Raw genomic sequence first — 18,949 nt, 5'->3', positions numbered from 1 at the left:
TACGGATGTGAGTGACAATGAAGATACGCAATTGTGCGTTATTGCTGCTGGTATCGGGCATGGCCCATGCAGAAATCACCGAACAACAAATGGCCGCCGACTGCGCCAAAATCCCTTCTTACGCAAGCCAGGGCGAACAATTCTACAAAGCCAAAGATTACCCTAAAGCACGCGAAGCCTTCGAAAATCAGGTGACCTGGAGCGAAGGTTGCCGACTCGATGACCAGGCTATCGCCACCGCGTACAACAATGTGGCACTCACCTGGATGCGCCAGAAAGAATGGCGTAAAGCTCGCGCCTGGCTGATGCTCAAACCTGACGATGCCAAGTCTGTTTACAACCTGGGGCTTATCAAAGAAAAGCTGGCGGCCTTGCCGAAGCCGACTTCCGCTGCGGGTGAATACTGGAATTACGCTGGGCTGGCATCCTGGGAGACATTCACCTTAAAAGACCTCGAAAAAGAATCCGCCTATTCTGTTGATTTTCAGGGTTACTATCTCGGCATGATGGCGCTTTATTACGGCCCCAATATGGGCGAGTTCTCAGAGAAGGTGACACTCAAAAACAACAAAGGGGTTATCGCTCTGCGGGAAGGCGACTATATTCAATGTGACATCTCGCTCACCGTTTCGCCCGAAGCCATCGACGCCACCACAGGTGAACCCGCTGAATGCGGTTTTGGCATGAACGTCCGAGCCGATGGGCACTATCTGCGAGTAGACTGACGCTGACAAACCAGGCAAGGGAAAGCCATGTGTGACAATAACGCTCAAAAAACCTATCAACCGCGCAATGTCATCAACTCGACCGATGTCATGGCGACAATCGTCATGCGCAGTGAACAGCGCAGCGATAGTGAAGACATTCGCCGCTGGTTGGCCAACCATTTTTATCGCTGGGTGATTGGCAGTTTCCCTCACGTAAACCCGGTACGCAACGCAATTGATTACGCCACCTGGTTCGGAACCGGCACTGACATGCCTGCATGGTTACCGCCGAAACTGGCCGATGGCGGCACGTTCTATTATCTCGACCCACAGCATCCGGACATCCACGCCACTGAGCGTAATGTGGTGGAATTTCTCTCCCGCCAAAACGACACCCGTCTGGCTGGAAAACTACAGCGTATCAATTGTTTTACCGTACTGGAGATGCGCGAGGCTGAGCATAAAAAAATGCAGCGCCGCCGTCAGCAAGGCTGGTGCCCCACCACCCAGGAGGTGCTGAAAAAAGTCATCAGCGTGGCCAGCGGGACGCTGTATGAGTTTGACGCCACGCATCCGGCGCTACGCAGTGAAATGGCCTATGAATCCTGGCATATGCAGCACTGTGTGGGGCACTTCCAGGATGCTAACGCCCTCACTGGCGGTTACGGCGATCACTATGCCAGCCGCCTTGAACAGGGAGCGATGCGCCTGTTCAGCCTGCGCGACGATAACAATATTCCCCACGTCACCATCAGCCTGCGGGTCACCCCGGATGGGCCTGAGATCGAGCAGATCAAAGGTAAGCAAAACCGCCATCCGGTAAAAAAATACGCCACCGACGTTCTGCATTTACTGCGCCATGTTGCCCCGCTACCGGTACGCCATGCCGACTGCGAAGGCATGGGTATCGTTTATGAAAAGACAGCGGAACATCAAGGCTGGAAATTCATTACCGATATCCAGGACGAGGGATTTCTGCTGAGCGTGCTGCACAACAATTTCCATTTGCTGCAACACTTCGCCACGCCGCCCATCGCGTTCCAGTGGTTGCTGCTTCACAGCGCGCCAGGCGAACTGCACCATCTGCAAGCCATTGACCCGACGGTGGCAACCGCGGCTGAAATGCTGTATCCGCAAAAAAAATGGCACCCGACATTTGCCGGGAAAAACACCAGCAGCGAACCGTTTAAAATTGAAGGCCTCACGCTGCAAACCACCCGCTATCTCACCGCTGACGAGAGGAAGTAACGTTGCATCTCCTCCTTTCATTGCTAATCGCCATGCTGATTATTTTCTGGAGAGCCAGAAAAAAAGCAAAGCGAGCTAAAACCAGAACAGCGCAAGAACCAGGAAAAGAACATCTTGAGAAAAGACGCCGCGATACCCGTCGACGCCAATGGGCACTGGCGCTGGCTGATATTCTCATGTTGCGTAACGGGCTTAAAACTAAAGACATCTCGCTAACGTTCAAGATTGATAACGCTAAACGCCAGCAACTGGCGCAACAGGTAAAAAAAGAACTCGGGCTGAAAGAAGATCTTGATGGCGGCGCACTACGCGGACAAGTGGCTGATATTTTAAATCATTGGCCTGGCGGTGTGGGTCAAACACCCTACGGTTTTTATGACCAGTTAGCCGCCCGTGGGCAGGTACGCGACGCACTGGCTTTCGACTGCGCGCGCACCGCCTTTTTAACACGCTGCATCGCCGGGTTAGGCTGGTGCAGTGACGAACAAGCGTGGCTGGTTTTACTGCTCAACGCCCAGCGCGCCCAGGACTGTTTCAGCAGTTGGGAAGATTACGCCACCGCCTACGTGCGCGCTCGCCAGATCTGGCTGGAACTCCACCGTACCCCAGCGACGGTTGCCGGGCGCGATCTCCAGATCGTCATGCAATATCTGGAGGATCCGTTCAGTCACTGGCGGGCATTGCCGTGGAATGAATTTAAAATTTTCGAACTGAATTGAGGGATGAACACATGGAACTGAACGATGCCGTTATTAACGCCACCGCGACAATGTGTAACAGCAAAATGGAGGAAAATAGCGGGCAACGAGAGTGGTTTATCGCCGACATTGCCAGCCAGCTGCAAGCGAAACGCTACGACGAACTGGACGCCCTGTTTAACCATGCGCTGGCGGAAAGCTTCACCAGCCGCGAGGCGGAAAGACGCTACTTCCACGCCTGGACACAGATGTGTAACCCCCTCAATGATATGGAGCCACTGGTTGAAGCTGGCCCAGAAGGGTTGGCGCTGATCAAAGCCTGGCAAAATGCCCGCCCGCGTTCCACTCACGCCTGGCTTGCCGAAGCGCAATACTGGAACCATCGTGCCTGGCTATACCGCAGCTACGGCTGGGCGCGCGATACGACGGACGCAATGTGGGTTTGCGCCAGCGCCTGCAATGAACAGATGGTGATTGCTGCAATCAACGCTATTGACTGCGAACCGCGCCAGTGGATGGCGGCCTCACTCGCCAGCACCAACGCGCAGGTATTTGGCGAACCCGACTGGCTGGCTGATTTTCTGGAAGGTGCAGAGACTGCTGGCGCCGCTGGCGTACCGAAACTGGCTAAATTTCATCTGCGTTCACCGCAAGAAATGGACGCGCTGATGGCGTATTCCGGTTTATCACTGGACAAAGCCGTCTGCCCCTCCCTGCCACGCCCACAGGTGCTGCCAGCACCCGACAACGAATCCCCCCAAAAATACTGGATAACAGTATGTCTGGCCATTTTCCCGACGGCATACCACGCTCTGGACGAGTATCTTCCGTTTCGCATGCCACGCTGGCGCGGTTCCCATCAAGAAATTGAGGAGTTCCTCGCATCGCCATCCTGTGCGCATCTGTCTGATAGCGAGCGTGAGCACCTGGAACTGCTGATCTGGTGGGACGAATGCCGCGACCTGCGCATCAAAGATATTGACTCCCCAGCAACCCTTGAGAAAACCATCGCCAAAGCGGAAGCCATTGCCTGCCATGCCCGCAACCAGGAAGACCGCCACAATGCGCTGGAATGGCTGCTGGACTGCTATGACGACTCAAAGAATGAAGAAGCACTTTGGCGCTGTATCCAGCGAGTAGTCATGGAGAAAAAGAGCCTAAGTAACTATTTCACCTATCAGGCACTCAAATTTGCGCTCCGCGATTTCCCGGACAGCCACTGGATTTATAATTTTATTTGCCAAAACTCACAACAGGCAGAAGGCTGGGCGGCGTTGATTTATCGCGGTTATTTCCAGCACGCAGGGCTGTTTGGCTTTGAGAAAAATGAACAACAGGGTAACGCCTGGCTTGCGAAAGTTTCAGCCATAAAATACAGCGCGACCTGGAAATGGACCATCCGCTCCTTCGGCTGGCTCAACCGCCCGGAGTATTGCGTAGCGCTGGCAGAAGCTGGTGCGCAGCGTAATATCCCCGGCGCACTCCAATGGCTGGGTGATGAATATAACAATCGTATCGATGGCACTCTTGTCCCTTATCAAACCGCGACTGCACTGGACTGTTATCAGCGCGCCGCACAAATTTTGCTCGAGCAAATCGCGCTTCGCGACAGCACGCGGAGCCTGATCGCCAATGGCGGTTATAGCGAATATGAAGCGGATTTACGGGATATTCATTTCAGCCTCGCTATCTGTAATCAACGATTGTGCGAGGAAGAAAGCGACTGTGCTAAGTGGCCCGGCTACGAAAAAAATCTGCTGGATAACCTCTGGCAGGCGCACCAGTTGGGTCACGAACAGGCCTGGGCACTATTCATGCTCAATATTTTTGAAGTCACCGATTTGACGCTGGCACATGCGCATTTGGCGCTGGTGCAGGAAGAAGCTAACAAAGGCACGTTGCAGGCGATGGTGACGCTGTCGCGTTTGTATGGCAACAAGCAGGATAAGACGTTGTTTAATATCAAACAAAGTGCGAGATGGGCCCATTTTGCCGAAGCACTCTATCCGGATAGTGATGTGGTAAGAGATTGCCTGGCTGTGGTGCATTTTGACACGTTCTGGAAACGTTTACGTTACGCCTGGCACACCGCGCGTATCCCGGCCTCCGAACTGCCAGGCGAGGTCAACCCGATGGTGTAGCCGTTTACTCAGGCGCTCACTGGCGATACAATGCCCGCCCTAAAATTGTGCCTTAAAACCATCGCATCCTGTGCGGTGGTTCTGACCTGAAATCAGAACGAGAAAATCATGTTTAAACCAGAACTTCTTTCGCCTGCCGGAACGCTAAAAAATATGCGTTACGCTTTCGCCTATGGCGCCGATGCTGTGTATGCGGGCCAACCGCGTTACAGCCTGCGGGTGCGCAATAACGAATTCAATCACGAAAACCTGCAACTGGGCATCAACGAAGCCCATGAGCTGGGTAAAAAATTCTACGTGGTTGTCAACATTGCCCCGCACAACGCCAAGCTGAAAACCTTTATCCGTGACCTGAAACCGGTTATCGATATGGGGCCGGATGCGCTGATCATGTCCGATCCTGGTTTAATCATGATGGTGCGTGAAGCATTCCCGGAAATGGATGTTCACCTTTCGGTGCAAGCCAACGCCGTAAACTGGGCAACCGTGAAGTTCTGGAAACAAATGGGGCTGACCCGCGTGATCCTTTCCCGTGAACTGTCACTCGAAGAGATCGCCGAAGTGCGTGAACAAGTGCCGGATATGGAACTGGAAATTTTCGTTCACGGCGCATTGTGCATGGCTTATTCAGGCCGCTGCCTGCTTTCTGGTTACATCAACAAGCGCGACCCGAACCAGGGAACCTGCACCAACGCCTGCCGTTGGGAATACAAAGTTGAAGAAGGCAAAGAAGATGATGTCGGTAATATCGTGCATCTTCATGAGCCGATTCCGGTACAAAATATCGAGCCAACTTTGGGCGCAGGCGCACCGACTGACAAAGTGTTTATGATGGAAGAAGCCAAACGCCCAGGCGAATACATGACCGCGTTCGAAGACGAACACGGCACTTACATCATGAACTCGAAAGATCTGCGCGCCATTGAACACGTTGAACGCCTGACCAAAATGGGTGTGCACTCACTGAAAATCGAAGGCCGCACCAAATCCTATTACTACTGCGCGCGTACCGCTCAGGTTTATCGCCGCGCGATTGACGATGCCGCTGCCGGTAAGCCATTCGACCCAACGCTGCTGACCACACTTGAAGGTTTGGCACATCGCGGCTACACCGAAGGTTTCTTGCGCCGTCACAATCACGACTCGTATCAGAATTATGATTACGGCCATTCGGTTTCTGAAACCCAACAGTTTGTCGGCGAATTTACCGGTGAGCGTCGTGGCGAGCTGGCGGCGGTAAAAGTGAAGAATAAATTCCTGCTCGGCGACAGCCTGGAATTAATGACGCCGCAAGGTAACGTCACTTTTACGCTGGAAGTGCTGGAAAATACTAAAGCGCAGCCGATTGACGTGGCTCCGGGCGATGGTCACACCGTATGGATGCCTGTGCCGGAAGATGTCTCGCTGGATTATGCGCTGCTGATGCGCAATTTGGCAGGTCAGACCTCACGCGATCCTCACGCTAAATAGTTAATTTAGGGGATTTTTTAGCGCAAGAGGATTTCTTAGAAACCGATCACATACCGCTTCGTTAGATGCGGTTATTATCGCTGAGCTGAAAAACATAACCCATAAATTCAAGCTATACCCTAAATAATTCGAATTGTAGAAAGGCGGCAACGCAGTGAATCCCCAGTCACTTATTCAAGTAAGTGACTGGGGTGAACGAGGAAAGCCAACGCATCTACAATTTGAAGTATGATGGGTATGTACCAGGAACCACCTCATTGGCCTGTGCAATCTCCCTTGCGCAGGCCTTCTTTTTTGTACCCGCTTAAAGAATGAGGTGTATTAACATTACCAGTGGTAAGAATAACTCAACCCAACCTGCATACCGTCGTTCTGATAATCAGTCGTCTGGTAGCCGACATTCCCGCGCAGGGTTGAATTAGGGGTGATGTAATAATTTACGCCGACTTGTGCATAAGGCTTAACGCTTTGGCTATCGCCACGGTCGTAAATAGAATCAGCATCGTTGACATACTGAATCAAGCCGGTGAACGCATCACGTTTATGATGAAGCTTAATATCAGCACCGACACCCGCATCTAATTCGACAGACTCAGTGAGCTGATGATTCATATCAACACCTAACTGAAGATCGAAGTTTTCATTGCCCATGCGCCCATAAGTGGCAGGGAAATCAATATTATCTTGTTCAGTGTAACCGGCACGAGAAACCTTATGATATTTCAGCGCAGCCAGTGGGGTTACGCGTGTTTGTTCGTTGAGAACAATACCGTAGCTGGCGGTTAAGCTGGCGTAATAACCTTTAATTTTAGAATTCCCTTTGCCCGCTTCTGTCCCATATTGAGCGGCACGGCTAATTTCCAGCCCTTGTTGTAAGAAGGCCGCTGAAATTTCCGAACTGAAGCCGACGTTATCTTTATTTTCCTGGTAACGTAACCACGTCCCCACGCCTGGTTGGTTATTCCCGCTGGTTTTATAGCCCTCGACCAGATTAGTATGATTGGCTAAATTCAGTGACCCACCCATCGTCCAGTTTTCTGCCGGGAAACGGAATGAACCAAACAGACCTGTCGCAATACGGTTATTTTGGTGAACGTCATCATACTGGGTAAATAAACCTACACAGTGGTCACTATCACCCATCTGGCAACGGCTTTCAGCCAGGTTATATAACGCTGTCTGATAGAGATCGAGAATCTTATAGCCGTTTTCTGCCATTTTGTTGATTGACTGGCGTGTTTTATTGATATCAATTGGGTCTGATACCAAGGGCACTGTCGGCTCACGCGGATCAATCGGTACAATCGGGTCAACTGGTTTTGATGGTTGAGTGCGATCATCCGTGTCCGGCGGAACAATTGGGTCAACTGGCTTCTGCGGGTCAACCGGATCAACTGGTTTCGGTGGATCAACTGGGTCTACCGGTTTTGGTGGGTCAATCGGTTCAACAGGCTTCTGTGGTTCAACGGGTTTAGACGGCTCAAGTGGCGTCATACCTGTGGAGTAGTGTAATTTCCACAGTACTGCGCTCGTTTCGCCGTTATTCGTTTCTACATATCCGGCAACCACTTTGCCATCATCAGAAATCGCCTCGGCGCTGGACTCGCCACCATTCAGGCTTTTATCCAGAGGGCTTAGCTCGAACATTTTGTTCGCGCTTGAGACATAGACAAATCCGCGCTGATTATCATCTTCATTCCATGAAGAACCGACAATAAATTCGCCATCATGTGAAACCGCAGATGCAGATGAAAAACCGGTATTGTCTTTTTTCAGGGTGCCTAGTTCTTTCATGCCTTCGGCATCAGTATGACGAAATGCATGCATTTCATCATTGTCATCATCTGAATAACCCACCGTCACCAGGCCATTTGAAGAAACGGCATTGGCAGCGGATGAACCATCATTATTTTTACGCAAAGAACCTAATGAAACAGCACCTTTAGCATCAGTATATTTAAATGCCTGAGCTTCATTGTTGATTAACGCTCGGCCGACAATAACACTGCCATCGTAGTTGATGCCGTTGGCACTAGAAGGACCGGAATTGCTGTTAGTTAAAAATGAAAGCCCTTCAACTTCTGAAAAACGGTAGGCGTGTTGGTCTGCCAAACCAACAATGGTTTTACCATCACCAGATACCGCAAGAGCAGAAACTTCCTTAAGGCTTTTATCTTTACCTACAATGGTGACGTTACCCGTGACCAGGTTATATACATAGGCTTCTGACTCAGTGGCTTGAGCATCATTAAAGTAACCCGTCGCAACTTCACCGTTATCGGAAATCCCGGTGATATAAACATCACGACCATCGTTATTCAATACTGAGATATCAATATCCTGGCCATTTTTTTTGATAAATGAACGGTAAACCTGATCAGATATTTCATAGGTACCACCGATCACACTACCATCAGAAGATATTGCCGTACCTTGCCCGACATTTTTTAAAACCTCGAGTTCATAATCCATTGTTGAAGCAGCATAAGAAATCGAGATATTAGAAACGATTAAAGATGCCAGCAATGACAATTTAAAATTGTTAGGCTTATTTAATTTCATAATTAAATTTATTACTTCCAGTAATTATAATATCCATGAAGTACAGGATACTTCTTAAGAAGAAGTACCAGTAGCGAGGTCACTTGTCATGACACGTATCTATATTGGGGGCGAAATATAATGCAACATAAGTGAAATTGACAAGATAATTGTGATAATTTTCGTCGAAAAATAAGAGCGCGCGACTCTTAAAAATCATTAAAAGTTGATTACTGGAAATATTAAAACAATTCAAACACTGACATTATGTTACTGAAAAACATGACATAGATCACATTTTTTAGGCTCATTTTCAGCCTCATTCACGCTCGTTTTTCCCTGCCGAAGCGTTTGCCTGCGTGGTTACCGATCTAAGAAAAAGTCTTAGTGAATTATAGCAATTTAAAACCATTTAAAAGATAAAAAAACCAACTCAAATGCAATTTAGTCGCATTTACATCCAAAAATAAACATAACACCAACTTCATCAACTGGTCTGATAACCCTGCTTTTAGTGTTGATGTTAGCTCGATACACCAGGGTTTTACACGCAATCAACGCAGATGAACCACCGTTATGCAGGCACGACTTTATCTGCCCATTAATTAATAGTGATATTGTTCAGGTTTAATTACGGGAAATATTGTTGACGTAATTCAAATAAATTAACTCGTGAAAAGTACAACATCCTATTAAAAATAAAATCTCTGCCAAGGAACTTCTTTTTTGCTTAACTCCACAGACTCAGCCTGTTCTTACTCGTCATTGCCACAGATAAGATACACTCTGAACTCAACCACATTTCCAGAGGTGTACCATGGAGCAGTTTCCAGTCACGCTTATTATCCTGAACGGCAAAGGTGCGGAAAACGACATCTTGCGTAGCGCCGTGAAGGTCATGCGCGAAGAAGGATATACGTTACATATTCGCGTCACCTGGGAAAAAGGGGATGCGATTCGTTATGTGGAAGAAGCATCGCGCATAGGCGCGGATACCGTGGTTGCGGGCGGTGGCGATGGCACTATCAACGAAGTGGCGACGGCGCTGGCACAACTTGCTCCGGAACATCGTCCGGTGCTAGGCATTCTCCCGCTAGGCACCGCCAATGATTTTGCCACCAGCGTCGGCATTCCTCAGGAACTCGACAAAGCTTTGCAGTTGGCGATTGTCGGTAAAGGTGTCGATATCGACCTGGTGCAGGTTAACGAGTCTTACTTCTTTATCAACATGGCGACCGGCGGTTTTGGCACGCGTATCACCACTGAAACACCAGAAAAACTAAAAGCTGCCCTGGGCGGTATCGCCTATTTTGTTCATGGTTTGATTCGCCTGGACACGCTCAAACCTGACCGCTGCGAAATTCGTGGGGAAGATTTTGAATGGCAAGGTGATGCGCTGGTGATCGGTATCGGCAATGGCCGCCAGGCGGGCGGTGGGCAGGAACTTTGCCCGCAGGCATTGATTAATGATGGTTTGTTAGAGTTGCGGATTTTCACTGGCGAAGAGTTGCTGCCAGCAATTTTTAAAACTCTCACGCAATCAGACGACAACCCCAATATTATTGATGGGCGTTCATCCTGGTTTGAGATAACCGCCCCGCACGACATTACCTTTAACCTTGATGGCGAGCCGTTGACCAGCCAGAAATTCCGCATTGATATCCATCCCAATGCGTTGAGTTGCCGCCTGCCACCAAACTGCCCGCTGCTGGGTTAACTCCCGGATGAGTGCCCTCACCCTAATCCTCTCCCACAGGCACTGGAGCTAGCCTTCAGGGAGAGGGGCAATAAATCAGGCGATAGTCACTTTGCTATCCAGATAAACATCCTGAACCGCATTAATTAACTTAACGCCCTCAGACATAGATTTCTTAAAGGCTTTGCGCCCCAGAATCAGCCCCATACCGCCTGCACGCTTGTTGATCACCGCGGTACGGACCGCGTCAGAAAGATCGGTTTCACCACCCGCTGCACCACCAGAGTTAATCAACCCGGCACGGCCCATATAACAGTTCGCCAGTTGATAACGCACCAGATCGATCGGGTTATCGCTGGTCAGTTTGGTGTACACGCGGTCGTCGGTGTATCCAAAGTTCACCGCCTTGTAACCCCCGTTATTTTCGGCCATTTTCTGCTTCACGATATCCGCGCCAATGGTCGCTGCCAGATGGTTCGCCTGGCCGGTAAGGTCAGCACTAACGTGGTAATCCACGCCCTCTTTTTTGAAATCGGGGTTACGCAGATATGCCCAGAGCACCGTCACCAGGCCGAGTTCATGCGCACGCTCAAATGCAACCGAGATCTCTTCAATCTGGCGGCGTGATTCTGGCGAGCCGAAATAAATGGTCGCGCCGACCGCCACCGCGCCCATATTGAACGCCTGCTCAACGCTTGCGTATAGCGTCTGGTCAAAGGTGTTTGGGTAGCTGAGGGTTTCGTTATGGTTGAGTTTGACGAGGAAAGGAATGCGGTGCGCGTAGCGGCGCGACACAGAGGCCAGCACGCCATAGGTTGAGGCAACACAATTACAGCCCGCTTCAATCGCCAGCTCAACAATGTTTTTGGGATCAAAATAGAGTGGATTGGCCGCAAACGATGCCCCAGCAGAGTGTTCCACACCCTGATCGACAGGTAAAATAGACAGGTAACCGGTGCCTGCCAGCCGCCCGGTGTTATACAGCGTCTGCATATTACGGAGCACCGCAGGCGGGCGGTTGTTATCCACCATCACGCGGTCTACATAATCCGAGCCAGGCAGAGACAACTGGTCTGCCGGAATAGTCATACAACGATGCTGTAACAAGCCGTCGGCATCTTTGCCAAGCAACTGCGCAATATCAGTCATAATACGCTCCCGTTATTTCAGCGAGCGCCCTGCCCGCTGTTGATGAATAGTCCTGCTAAAAAACAAGCAGACCTAATCCTGGTCGTGAGTGGCGTTCTTCGCCACTCCGGGAGCACTTTTGGTTGGTTTTGGGTTGTATAGTCTGGTAAACACGGATGCGTTTTTTTGCCACACCGATCATATAATCAACACAAAGGTATTTAAAAGGTATTATTGATTGGTATGGTTATGGTGTACCCAACACAATCATGAAGGTTCAACGTATGAAACGTACAACAATTAGCCTTTCATTCATGATGTTTATTGAATGGTTTATCTGGGGCGCCTGGTTCGTCCCGCTTTGGCTGTTCCTCAACAAAAGTGGCTTTAGCCCAACTGAAATCGGTTGGTCTTACGCCTGTACCGCTATCGCCGCTATTCTGTCGCCGATTCTGGTCGGCTCGCTGACCGACCGTTTCTTTGCCGCGCAAAAGGTGCTGGCACTGCTGATGTTTGTCGGTGCGGTGCTGATGTATCTGGCGGCGCAACAAACCGAGTTTGTCTATTTCTTCCCGCTGCTGCTGGCCTATTCCCTGACCTACATGCCAACCATCGCGCTGACTAACAGCATCGCATTTTCCAATGTCGATGATGTGGAGCGGGACTTCCCGCGCATTCGTGTAATGGGCACTATCGGCTGGATTGCCTCGGGTTTAGTGTGCGGTTTCCTGCCGCAGATGCTCGGCTTTAGCGATATTTCGCCGACCAACATCCCGTTGCTTATCACCGCGGGCAGCTCTGCGTTACTCGGTGTGTTTGCTCTGGCCTTGCCCAACACGCCACCAAAAAGCACCGGCAAAATGAGCCTGAAAGTGATGCTCGGTCTTGATGCAATTGTGTTGCTCAAAGACAAAAACTTCCTGGTCTTTTTCTTCTGTTCATTCCTGTTTGCTATGCCGCTGGCGTTCTATTACATCTTCGCCAACGGGTATCTGACCGAAGTCGGTATGCATAACGCCACTGGATGGATGACGCTGGGCCAGTTCTCCGAAATCTTCTTTATGCTGGCGCTGCCATTCTTTATTAAGCGCTTTGGCATTAAAAAGGTATTACTGCTTGGTCTTATCACCGCCGCCATCCGCTACGGCTTCTTCGTTTACGGTGGCGCCGACCACATCTTTACCTACGGCCTGCTGTTCCTTGGCATTCTGTTGCACGGCGTGAGTTACGACTTCTATTACGTCACCGCCTACATTTACGTTGATAAAAAAGCGCCCGTCCATATGCGCACCGCAGCACAAGGGCTGATTACGCTGTGTTGTCAGGGGTTCGGTAGCTTGCTCGGCTATCGCATCGGTGCAGCGCTGATGGAAAAAATGTTCGCCTACCCAACGCCTGTAAACGGTCAGACCTTCAACTGGGCCGGAATGTGGGGCTTTGGTGCCATCATGATCACAGTCATTACCGTGCTGTTTATGGTGTTTTTCCGCGAGTCGGACAAAGAGATCACCACTATTGCCGTTGCTGGCAATCAAACTGAAAAAGATCTAAAGGAAGCATAAATGATGGAAAATCGAATTCTTGGAGCCTTTTATGGCCAGGCGTTAGGTGATGCAATGGGAATGCCGTCAGAGTTGTGGCCACGCTCGCGAGTGAAAGCGCACTTTGGCTGGATTGACCGCTTCCTGCCCGGCCCTGCGGAAAATAACGCCGCCTGTTATTTTAACCGTGCAGAGTTTACTGACGACACCTCGATGGCGCTGGCGCTGGCGGACGCGATTATCGAACATGATGGCGTCATTAATGCCGATACCATTGGCCGCCACATTTTAAGCTGGGCTGAAGGCTTTGATGCGTTCAATAAAAACGTCCTCGGCCCGACATCAAAGATTGCATTGAATGCGATTAAACAAGGCACGCCGGTTAGCGCGCTGGAAAACAATGGCGTAACCAACGGCGCGGCGATGCGCGCTTCACCGTTGGGCTGCCTGCTGCCTACCGGCAATCTTGATGCTTTTATTGATGAAGTGGCGCTCGCCTCAAGCCCGACGCACAAATCCGACCTCGCCCTTGCCGGTGCGGTGGTCATTGCCTGGGCAATTTCGAAAGCTATTGAAGGAACAAGCTGGGAAACCATCTGCGATGAACTGCCGTCGATTGCCCGCCACGCTCAGGAAAAGCGCGTCACCACATTTAATGCTTCCCTGGGCGCGCGTATCGAACTGGCGCTCAACGTGGCCAGAACCGCGCGCGGCACCGAGTCTGGCTCGGAGCAGGTTTACCAGCTGGTCGGCACCGGCACCAGCACCATTGAATCAGTCGCGGCGGCGATTGCGATGGTGGAACTGGCGCAAACCAATCCTAACCGCTGCGCGATTTTATGCGCCAATCTCGGCGGCGATACCGATACCATCGGCGCGATGGCGACGGCAATTTGTGGCGCACTGCACGGCGTAGAGAGCATTGATACTGAACTCAAACGCGAGCTTGATGATGTCAACCAGCTCGACTTTACGCGTTACAGCCGCCTGTTTATGGCGTACCGCCAGCAGCGGGAGGCGCGCAATGAAAGCCGCTGAATTACGTTCCCGCTTACCAGGGCTGGCAGCAAAACGCCCGGTTTGCGTACTCGGTTCGGCGGTGATTGATGTCATTGCCGACGCTTACTCTCTGCCGTGGCGCGGTTGCGATATCGAGCTGCAACAACAAAGCGTGAATATCGGCGGCTGTGCACTGAATATCGCACTAACACTGTCACGCCTCGGCATCGCTTCGAAAAATGCGCTGCCCATTGGCCAGGGAACCTGGGCGGATATCATCCGCAGCAGTCTTGAAAAACAAGGCATCGAAAGCGAAATCCACACCAACAGCGGTGATAACGGCTGGTGCCTGGCGCTGGTCGAGCCGGATGGCGAAAGAACGTTTATGTCGTTTCGCGGTGTCGAACATCAGTGGAATCAACCGTGGCTGGATAAGTTACAGCTCGCTCCTGGCACTTTGCTGTCGCTTTCGGGTTATCAACTGGCCGGGCCATGTGCGGAACTGCTGGTGAGCTGGCTTGAATCGCTGAACGGCGTCACGGCATTTATCGATTTTGGCCCACGCATTGCAGATATTCCCGCCCCGCTGCTGACGCGGATTATGGCCTGCAAACCGATTGTTTCGCTTAACCGCCAGGAGGCCGCGATTGCAGCCGAATGGCTGGAGGTGGCTGGCGACAATATAGAAGGGATTTGCCGTGCCTGGCTTGAACGTTATGACGCGCCGCTCATCGTGCGGCTCGATAAACAAGGCGCGTGGTTTGGCTCCCACGACGCCATCGCGCTGGTGGCTCCTTTCCCGGCACAAGTGGTTGATACCATTGGTGCGGGCGATAGCCATGCGGGCGGCACGTTAGCGGGGCTGGCTGCAGGATGGAGTCTGGCAGAGGCCGTTTGTCTGGGAAATGCAGTTGCGTCTTATGTTGTCAGCCATCGGGGCGGCGACTGTGCGCCGTTTCTGGAACAACTATACCGATACCCAAAATAATTCGAGCGGCATCGCGGCGGCAAGAGAGCGAGTCCCGATGAGCTTAGTAAACTAAGTGATTCGGGTGAGAGAACGCAGCCAACAAAGATGCAGCTTGAAGTATGATGGGTCTACTCCTCGCAAACAAAAACGTATAGATCGCTGCGGCAGTAGCTGATGCTGTACTCGATGGGCCGGTTTTGTGGGTCAAAAGCAACCTGTTTGATAACCAGAACCGGCACTGGCGTTTCCAGTTTGATGTGCGACTGGAATTCGCTGTCCGGCATTCTGGCGCTGACGCGGCTACGGGTGCGCTGAGGAATAATGTTCTGGCTGCGAAAGTAGTCATACAATGAAACACCGATTTCATCAGGGTCGGCGATCAACTCCGCAGGAACGTACGATTCTTCCACTGATACCGCATCTTCATCAACGTAACGAATACGTTTGAGCAAGAACACGTCGCTATCTGCCGCCACGGCTAATTGTTCTGCCACTTCCGGCGAGCATTTCACCACCCGTTTATTGACCCACAGCGTGTTCGGCTTTTTACCGCGCAAAACCACCTGTTGAGAAAACCCGCGCGCCTCTTTGAGCGAATACTCAAAAGTGGAGTTAATTTGCGTACCGTAACCTCTGGATCGCGTCACCACGCCGTCGTCTTCCAGCGTCTGCATCGCTTTGCGCACCGTAATGCGCGAAACGCCAGTCAACTGGCTGAGATCGCGTTCGCCCGGCAAAATATTGCCCTGCGGCAAAATACCGCTGCGTACTGCCGCCTTCACCGTTTCGGCGAATTTCAAATACAGCGGCGTGTTATCAGCCTGCGAAAACCGCTGGATAAGTTGCTCAATGAGCTGAGTGTGAACCTGTTCCATGTCGCGCAAATGTCCGGAAGATAAGGTGAAACCAGTATAACTCAATGGTCTTATAGTGGTATTACCTCAATCACCACCATTGGTGAAAATGATGCACCGGTCCAATTCCGTTACCCACTTCCAGCGAATCTGCTTGCTCTAAAGCCTGAGACAACCACGTTTTCGCCGCCAGAATTGTTTGCGGCCAGTCGTGATAGCGTGGATAAAGTGCGGCGAGTGCCGCAGAAAGCGTACAGCCAGTGCCATGAGTATGGCGCGTTTGTACGCGCGGCGCGGTAAAGCGCTGTGCGCCATCGCGGGTAAATAGCCAATCCGGGCTTTCAGCATCGTCAAGATGTCCGCCTTTCATCAATACCGCTTTACAGCCCATAGCTAACAATGCGTCGCCCTGTAGCTTCATTTCGTGTTCATTGCGTGCGTGTGGGGCATCCAGCAAGGCGGCGGCTTCCGGCAGGTTCGGCGTAATCAGCGCCACTTGCGGCAGAAGCCGACGGCGTAAACTGTCAACCGCCGAGGGCGCAAGCAAAGGATCGCCACTTTTCGCCAGCATCACCGTATCGAGCACGACATTTTGTGCGTGGTAAAACGCCAGCCGTTCAGCCACCGCTTCCACAATATCGGTTTCCGCTAACATGCCGATTTTAATGGTATCGATGCGCACATCACTGAGCACGGAGTCCAGTTGCGCGGCAACAAAGGCCGGTTCAATACGATAAACCGACTGCACGCCACGCGTGTTCTGCGCCACTAACGCGGTAATCACACTGGTGCCATATGCCCCCAACGCCGAGAAAGTTTTCAGGTCGGCCTGAATACCCGCGCCGCCGCTCGGGTCGGTTCCGGCAATGGTCAGCGCATTGATACGTGTTAACCCTTTCATGCCAGCGCCTCCCCATTCAGCCCGTAAATTGCGTCGAGAAATGCCGGAATAAAACTCCCGGGACCACGGCTGGCTGATATAGCCTGCTGACCTGCAAACTTCATAAACTGGCAAGCCGCAGCGACGTTATCCAGCCGCGAGCCCGGCAAAGAGCAACAGGCGGCAACTACCGCTGAAAGCGCACAACCGGTGCCGACCACACGCGTCATCAAAATGCCGCCGCCCGACACGCTCCAGCTGTTTTCACCATCGGTAATGTAATCACGCTCACCCGTCACCGCGACAATCGCGCCAGTCAGTCGAGCAAGCGCCTGCGCCGCAGGTAGTGCGGAAAACGCATCATCGGTGCTATCCACGCCTCTTCCACCAGAATGCTCCCCCGCCAGTGCGAGGATTTCAGATGCATTCCCGCGAATGGCCGCAGGTTTTAGCGCGAGCACCTGATGGGCGAATTGAGTACGGAACGTCAGGCCGCCAACGGCAACCGGATCCAGCACCCAGGGTGTGGCGGATTCATTTGCAGCATGAATGGCTGCAAGCATGGCATCACGGCGATCGGCTGTCAGCGTGCCAATATTGACCAGCAGCGCGTCGGCAACCGGGCTAAATTGAGCGGCTTCTTGTGCTTCAATCACCATGGCGGGAGCCGCACCTATAGCCAGCAAAACGTTGGCGGTAAAACTCTGCACGACGTCGTTAGTCATGCAGTGAACAAGCGGGGAAATGTTGCGAAGTTGCTGTAAAGACAAAACGGCGCGGTGGCCGGGTAGCAGGTCAGGCTGCATCATAAAGCTCCTGTCCGGCGTGAAGAAGGGATGCCGGACAGGCATCTGACTTCCCTACGCTGGCATTATCCAGATCAGGTGGTACGGGTATTTCTCAGCCTTCACAAAGAAGGGCACCCCGAGTCATTGATTAATCGTATATGTGATTAATCGCCCATCAGGATAAAGCGAGTGGCCAGCGCTGTAAACCAGGGATATCACTGTGGGCTAAATGGGTTGATTCATTTTTTTAATTCTCGCCATTTCTTCACTTGGCTACCAACCACCAGGAAATCCCCTGGCAATGTCTCATCCCGAGCGAGTTGTCAATTAAGTTTCAGGTTATTTAATTTCAGTATTTATTTCATTACGATCGTTATCCGTTCTATTACTCACCGAGAAACCCCATGCTTACAATTGCGATACGGGAAAATAATAGTCATTTTGCTCATGGTCTAAAAATTATCATTGAAAAAATTTACCGCCAGCGAAATGAAGATTTTTATTTTTTACCCGGCGAAGAACATAGTACTGCCGATATTGTTTTTATGTCACTGGCTGATAATTGGTTTACTGCTGACTGTTTTGAAATTCCCAATGCGACAAAATCCCAACGAGTTATTCTTATTTGCCGACATAAAGAACACCAAAGCCTCATGTTCCGCCCATGCCTGTATATGCTTCCAGTTATCTTTCGCGAAGATGAGGTTGATGAAGTCACCCGTAAAATAGCCCACTGGACGGAGACTGGCTGGCGCAGAAACAACACCACGGCGGTGTCTGCCAGGATTTGCTACTACTGCACCACATGCAATTTCACCAGTGCTGAACGGCAGTTACTTATCTACATCGCCCGGGGACATTCGCTACAGGATGCGGCCCATCTAATGCAGATAGAGGAAGATACTGCAAGAATATATCGTAAAGTGATAATGAAAAAACTGAAAATCCGGGACCAGTATGAGTTGATGAACTTTATAAAAATCCATCTTCTTTCTTTAATTCATTAGCCAATATTTTTGCGCCGCAACGACTAGTTAGCGTTCCTTATCATTTAACACCCACAAATGTTATTATCTCTTTAAGAAACTACTTACATGCTCTTAAGGCATGCCTAATATATTATATTTTTATTTTCTGACAGAATACATTGTAACGATATAATCAGAAGTCTAAATCATTTAGCTTCTGATTAATTTTAGCGATGCAATCTCAGTATTAACTCATACTGTCAGCGAAAAATATGGAAATGACATCTGCTTCAACAGTGACGCTGGTCCAAATCAGAGCG

15 protein-coding genes and 1 riboswitch are annotated in these 18,949 nt (G+C 51.0%); of the genes, 10 read left to right on the top strand and 5 right to left on the bottom strand.

Annotated features, from left to right (window positions below; all coding sequences use genetic code 11):
* Positions 1-17: 17 nt before the first annotated feature.
* From MNO13_RS07820 to trhP, 5 genes are all read left to right on the top strand, one after another.
* The gene (locus tag MNO13_RS07820; protein WP_133521895.1) at positions 18-725 is read left to right on the top strand and encodes a tetratricopeptide repeat protein; all 708 of its coding nucleotides are present in this window, start codon (positions 18-20) and stop codon (positions 723-725) included.
* 27 nt (positions 726-752) lie between these two features.
* Positions 753-1,955, top strand: coding sequence for a PcfJ domain-containing protein (locus MNO13_RS07815; protein WP_241939717.1), 1,203 nt, complete (start codon positions 753-755; stop codon positions 1,953-1,955).
* A gap of 32 nt (positions 1,956-1,987) precedes the next feature.
* Complete coding sequence (locus MNO13_RS07810) at positions 1,988-2,674, top strand: DUF1266 domain-containing protein (RefSeq protein ID WP_241940051.1); 687 nt, start codon at positions 1,988-1,990, stop codon at positions 2,672-2,674.
* An 11-nt stretch (positions 2,675-2,685) separates the two neighbouring features.
* Positions 2,686-4,794, top strand: a complete 2,109-nt coding sequence (locus MNO13_RS07805; RefSeq protein ID WP_121815285.1) for a DUF4034 domain-containing protein — start codon at positions 2,686-2,688, stop codon at positions 4,792-4,794.
* Positions 4,795-4,902: 108 nt separating this feature from the next.
* Positions 4,903-6,264 (top strand): prephenate-dependent tRNA uridine(34) hydroxylase TrhP, encoded by a 1,362-nt coding sequence (gene trhP, locus MNO13_RS07800; RefSeq protein WP_064545158.1) that lies wholly within the window; start codon positions 4,903-4,905, stop codon positions 6,262-6,264.
* A 327-nt stretch (positions 6,265-6,591) separates the two neighbouring features.
* Here the strand turns inward: trhP and MNO13_RS07795 are convergent, their stop codons facing one another.
* A complete protein-coding gene (locus MNO13_RS07795) occupies positions 6,592-8,736 on the bottom strand; it encodes an autotransporter domain-containing protein (protein WP_241939716.1) in 2,145 nt (714 codons plus the stop codon).
* Between the two features lie 886 nt (positions 8,737-9,622).
* Between MNO13_RS07795 and yegS the strand changes: the two genes are divergently transcribed.
* Positions 9,623-10,522, top strand: a complete 900-nt coding sequence (gene yegS, locus MNO13_RS07790; RefSeq protein WP_241939715.1) for a lipid kinase YegS — start codon at positions 9,623-9,625, stop codon at positions 10,520-10,522.
* 75 nt (positions 10,523-10,597) lie between these two features.
* Here the strand turns inward: yegS and fbaB are convergent, their stop codons facing one another.
* On the bottom strand, positions 10,598-11,650 hold the full coding sequence (fbaB, locus tag MNO13_RS07785; protein ID WP_241939714.1) for a class I fructose-bisphosphate aldolase: 1,053 nt from the start codon (positions 11,648-11,650) through the stop codon (positions 10,598-10,600).
* 263 nt (positions 11,651-11,913) lie between these two features.
* Between fbaB and MNO13_RS07780 the strand changes: the two genes are divergently transcribed.
* From MNO13_RS07780 to MNO13_RS07770, 3 genes are read left to right on the top strand one after another with little or no spacing between them, the layout of a single operon-like run.
* The gene (locus tag MNO13_RS07780) at positions 11,914-13,191 is read left to right on the top strand and encodes a nucleoside permease (RefSeq protein ID WP_241939713.1); all 1,278 of its coding nucleotides are present in this window, start codon (positions 11,914-11,916) and stop codon (positions 13,189-13,191) included.
* Positions 13,192-14,208 carry an ADP-ribosylglycohydrolase family protein gene (locus MNO13_RS07775; RefSeq protein ID WP_241939712.1) on the top strand — a complete coding sequence of 339 codons (1,017 nt, stop codon included), beginning with the start codon at positions 13,192-13,194 and terminating at the stop codon, positions 14,206-14,208.
* A complete protein-coding gene (locus tag MNO13_RS07770) occupies positions 14,195-15,157 on the top strand; it encodes a PfkB family carbohydrate kinase (RefSeq protein ID WP_064545146.1) in 963 nt (320 codons plus the stop codon). The genes MNO13_RS07775 and MNO13_RS07770 overlap by 14 nt, the downstream gene beginning before the upstream one ends.
* Before the next feature lie 110 nt (positions 15,158-15,267).
* Here MNO13_RS07770 and MNO13_RS07765 read toward each other — a convergent pair whose 3' ends face one another.
* The 3 genes from MNO13_RS07765 to thiM all read right to left on the bottom strand — a co-directional run bounded on the left by MNO13_RS07765 (position 15,268) and on the right by thiM (position 17,679).
* Positions 15,268-16,014, bottom strand: a complete 747-nt coding sequence (locus MNO13_RS07765) for a GntR family transcriptional regulator (RefSeq protein ID WP_064545144.1) — start codon at positions 16,012-16,014, stop codon at positions 15,268-15,270.
* A 70-nt stretch (positions 16,015-16,084) separates the two neighbouring features.
* Entirely contained in the window at positions 16,085-16,894 is an 810-nt protein-coding gene (gene thiD, locus MNO13_RS07760) for a bifunctional hydroxymethylpyrimidine kinase/phosphomethylpyrimidine kinase (protein ID WP_121815245.1), read from the bottom strand.
* Positions 16,891-17,679 carry a hydroxyethylthiazole kinase gene (thiM, locus tag MNO13_RS07755; protein ID WP_241940050.1) on the bottom strand — a complete coding sequence of 263 codons (789 nt, stop codon included), beginning with the start codon at positions 17,677-17,679 and terminating at the stop codon, positions 16,891-16,893. Before thiM ends, thiD begins: the two co-directional genes overlap by 4 nt.
* Positions 17,680-17,713: 34 nt before the next feature.
* A riboswitch (TPP riboswitch) is annotated at positions 17,714-17,810 on the bottom strand.
* Positions 17,811-18,065: 255 nt separating this feature from the next.
* On the opposite strand from thiM, the gene MNO13_RS07750 reads away from it, so the two are divergent.
* Positions 18,066-18,668 (top strand): LuxR C-terminal-related transcriptional regulator, encoded by a 603-nt coding sequence (locus tag MNO13_RS07750; RefSeq protein ID WP_133521903.1) that lies wholly within the window; start codon positions 18,066-18,068, stop codon positions 18,666-18,668.
* Positions 18,669-18,949 lie beyond the last annotated feature (281 nt).

Source organism: Buttiauxella ferragutiae, from assembly GCF_022637515.1.
Classification (GTDB): domain Bacteria; phylum Pseudomonadota; class Gammaproteobacteria; order Enterobacterales; family Enterobacteriaceae; genus Buttiauxella; species Buttiauxella ferragutiae.
Note: the sequence above shows the minus strand (reverse complement) of the source record. Positions and strands in the feature narration are given on the sequence as shown.